The following is a 3,534-nucleotide window of genomic DNA, read 5'->3' on the forward strand; positions in this document are numbered from 1 at the left end:
AAGCGTCGTCGGACGGGCGGCTGCCGCCGCTCTTCGCCAGGGATTTCGCCCAAAGCCGCGAAATCCCGGGCGAGGGGGCCGTGACGCTTCGCGTCAGGGGATTGTGTGCAGGGGCATTCCCTGTAGATTTGTTGGTGATATCCCTTGCGCGTCACCGCTCGCGACGAAGGTGGGCCGCTGTCCGGAGCAGGGGGGCTTTGCAGCCCCTAAGTAACTCTCGCATACCCCGTTATCGGGGTTTGTCATTAGGCCGCGAGGGTTGCGCCCCTTGGGCTCCCATCTCCGCTCCGCAGGGTTTTACAGAGCCCGGCGTCCCCGGACATCTACGACCCGGGATGATGTGTATTTTATCAAAAGTTACCCACATAGCGCTATGTGTGATGACATTTCTTTTCGCTTGCATAGAATCCACTAAAACAAATAGGAGGATTTTATGCCGTTGTTCAAACTTTTCGGAAACGGTCTTCTGGGATCGACCCAGACGGACAGCCGGGATGAGCCCGGCAGGGCGTCGGGTTCCTACGGTCCTGCCCGGGGCGGGCTTCTGTCATGGGGCAGGATGCAACCGGACGGAGCGTTGTTGGGCGGCTCGTTGTTGGGCGGAACAGGCCCAATGGCCTTTGGTGGCGGCGGGACGAGTCTGGCCGCGCCCGGGACGCAGGCGGCCCCGCATCGGCCCGCTTGGTCCGCCGGGCGGCCGGAATCCCCGGACCAGGAGGACGACATCGCCCGGCCCCTGGAAGAGTTCCCTCACGGCAGGCCGCCGCTCACCCGGGATCAGACGGTGCGGGCCTACGCCCGCATGATGGGCGTGCACCCCTCGGAGGTCGATCCCGAGAAAATGGAATTGAAGCGCGACATCCGCTTCGAACCTGTCCAGCGCCGCGAACGCGGGATGTACGGGGGCGACGCCGAGCCCGGCCCCTTCAACGAACCCTACGACCCCGAATCCGACGCCGTGCGCGGCGGCAACTGGAAGCGTCTGGACCCGGACCTGGCCGGACGCGTCCGGGAGCGTATCCAAGGCACGCGCTTCGAGGGCATGGACCTGGACGGGCTGAAAATCCACGACTCGGAGAAGCCGTGGTACATGCCTGGGTCCGCAGGGGGGATGGCCCTGGAGAACCACATCTACATCGATCCGAGCGGGTTCAAAGGAAGCGCGTTTAATCCTCACGAAAGTCAGAAAGACTTCGACATCCTCCTTGAAGAGGTCATCCATTCAGGCCAGTACCAGTCCGGCATGACTCGCGCCGGATACCTCTGGGACGCCGTCCGCCAGGGCGGGTACAAGCACAGCACGTACGAACACGAAGCCTGGGACATTGCCCATCCTGATTGGCGTGACCGGATTGGATACAAAGAGCGGGAGATGCCCTCCGGCGAGGCAAGCGGGCTTCGTCCGCCGTCGGACGAGGGGTACGGCAAGTAGGTTGGCGTTTCGATGCCCGGTGGCGGTGGTTCACGCCGCCTCCGGGCACTTCCGGTGAATGCCGCAGGGACGGCTCTGAAGAGCACAAGCCGTTCACCGTCTGCACAAGGAGGTACGCAGTGGCAAGGCAATATTTATGCATAGTGTTGTTTTCGGTTGTTGTATGCGTCGTGTTGTCATTGTCAGCGTGCATATTTTTTCCAAACGCGGACAGAGACAGGCGTTGCGTTGAGTTTAAGTTGTATTTAAATTATGCAACTGCAGAATCAGCGTTGGAAGAGTCAGGATCTGGAATTATGACATATTACGAAGCGTATATGTGTCACGCTTTGTATCGCCTACACGGCCCGCCTTCTGTAGAATACTTCCTGTCTAAACCTCAGGAGACCGTTCCTGTGCTCAAACGTAAAATTCCATTCACCCGCAGCGACATGGAGATTCTCATCATTTCGCGCATTCTTCAGAACATCCAGAAGGCGGGGTCGGTCAACGTCACCTGCGACAAAGAACTGCTCGATGCCTGGAAGGGCGTGATCGACAAGATGCGCCCTTCAGACTTGGCCAATGCTGCCTGGTCGTTCTACCAGACCACGTTGGCCGCGCCCGGACCGCCCTGCGGGCAGTGACGGGCGCGGACATTCCCCGCCCTGTCGCGTCCTCTCCGGTGAAGCCCGCGAAGCAACTCGGGAGTCCAGAGGGCGAGAGCCCTTTGGCCGCCGGAGGCTTCTTCCCCGACCGCCCTGCCGCTCGATCCCGTCGCGCCTTCCGCCGTCTCCCCCCCCACGCAGCCATCGCGCAGGCAGGTCTTCTTCAGCGCGGCAGGGCGTCCTGCCGGAGCACCTTGCAGTCCGGCGCTCCGGTGGCGCCGCAGAATTCCAGGGCCTTGGCGGCGGCTTCCTCGGCGGTCCGCTTGCCGCCGGCCCAGCCCATGTAGCCTTTGGGGTTCATGGCGAAGGCCTTGTTGGGCGACGCGTCGAGGTATTCGCCGAACATTGCGCGGCCCTTATCGGAGAGGTTGGGGGGCGGTGTTCCCTGGATTCTGTCCACCGCCAGCAGGGGCTTGCGGGGCGGCGCGCCGACGCGGGCGAGGAAGTCGTCCAGGATGTGCGTCCACTGGGGGATGCCCTTGCGGGAGAAGAAATAGTGCCCGTCCTCCCCGAAGGGCGGCACAATCAGCAGTTGGGCCTTGCCGCCGGAGGCGGTGAAGGCGCGGTGGATGTCCCGGGCCAGGGCGGGGCCGAAGAAGTGGTCGTTCTCGGAATAGACGAAGAGCATGGGGATGCGCGCGGTGCGGCCGAATTCCGCGAAGGCCTGCACGAGGCGTTCGGGCTTGTTCACGGTGTCCGGGGCCGAGGAGCCCTTGCCGCCCGCGAAGCTGACGGCGGCGATGAGCCCCGGGGGAGGGTCGGCGGCCAGGGCCGTGACGGAGAAACCGCCGGTGGAGGCCCCCACGCAGACGATTTTCCGGGCATCGACGTAGGGTTTTTCCTGCATCAGGCGGATGGCCTCGCGGATGTCCTGGGCGGCCACGCGGCCGGAGGCGGCGTACTCGGGGGCTTCGGTCTTGCCGGAGCTTTCGGCGTATTCGCCGCCCGATGCGCCGAAGGCGCGGCGCATGAAGACGAGCACGGCGTATCCCCGGCGGGCCAGCTCCTCGGCCTCGCGCGTGCGGCTCAGGGGCGTCATGGACGGACGCTCGGCGCGGTCGCGCGGGGTGCCGTGGCAGATCACGATCAGGGGATGGCGCTCCTGGTCGGCCGGGCGGACGATGAGCGCTTCGAGCTGCGCCGGGGCGCGCTCCGGGCCGAAGCGGGCGGGCAGCATGGTCTGTTCGTAGACCAGGGAGCCGCACAGGGCCTGGACGGGCCAAAGCATCACCAGCATCAGGATGAACGCGCGACGGACAAGGGCCATGAATACACCTCCTGCAACGTGCCCGAGAATCTAGCATGCGCGCGGCCGGACGGGAAGACGGGCGGGAGGGCGGCGGTCCTGCGCCGGTGTGCTGGCCCCCTGCGCGGACCTCGCGGCAGACCGATTTGAAGACGATCTGCCGCGAGGTCCGCGAGGGGGCCAGCACACCGGCGCAGGACACCACGGCG

Annotated in this window: 3 protein-coding genes; 2 read left to right on the forward strand and 1 reads right to left on the reverse strand. The window is 64.7% G+C overall.

Going from position 1 to position 3,534, the window contains the following annotated elements:
• Positions 1-613: 613 nt before the first annotated feature.
• Together ACV4UX_RS17895 and ACV4UX_RS17900 are read left to right on the forward strand one after the other, a co-directional pair.
• Positions 614-1,432 carry a hypothetical protein gene (locus ACV4UX_RS17895; protein ID WP_491594638.1) on the forward strand — a complete coding sequence of 273 codons (819 nt, stop codon included), beginning with the start codon at positions 614-616 and terminating at the stop codon, positions 1,430-1,432.
• A gap of 395 nt (positions 1,433-1,827) precedes the next feature.
• Positions 1,828-2,058, forward strand: a complete 231-nt coding sequence (locus ACV4UX_RS17900) for a hypothetical protein (protein ID WP_491594639.1) — start codon at positions 1,828-1,830, stop codon at positions 2,056-2,058.
• A gap of 184 nt (positions 2,059-2,242) precedes the next feature.
• Here the strand turns inward: ACV4UX_RS17900 and ACV4UX_RS17905 are convergent, their stop codons facing one another.
• On the reverse strand, positions 2,243-3,346 hold the full coding sequence (locus ACV4UX_RS17905) for an alpha/beta hydrolase family protein (RefSeq protein ID WP_491594640.1): 1,104 nt from the start codon (positions 3,344-3,346) through the stop codon (positions 2,243-2,245).
• Positions 3,347-3,534: the final 188 nt, after the last annotated feature.

It is taken from the genome of Fundidesulfovibrio sp. (assembly GCF_058402725.1).

Excerpts from the sequence above, each read along its gene's own strand:
- ACV4UX_RS17905 (WP_491594640.1), bottom strand. The coding sequence starts at position 3,346 with ATGGCCCTTGTCCGTCGCGCGTTCATCCTGATGCTGGTGATGCTTTGG.
- ACV4UX_RS17895 (WP_491594638.1), top strand. The coding sequence starts at position 614 with ATGGCCTTTGGTGGCGGCGGGACGAGTCTGGCCGCGCCCGGGACGCAG.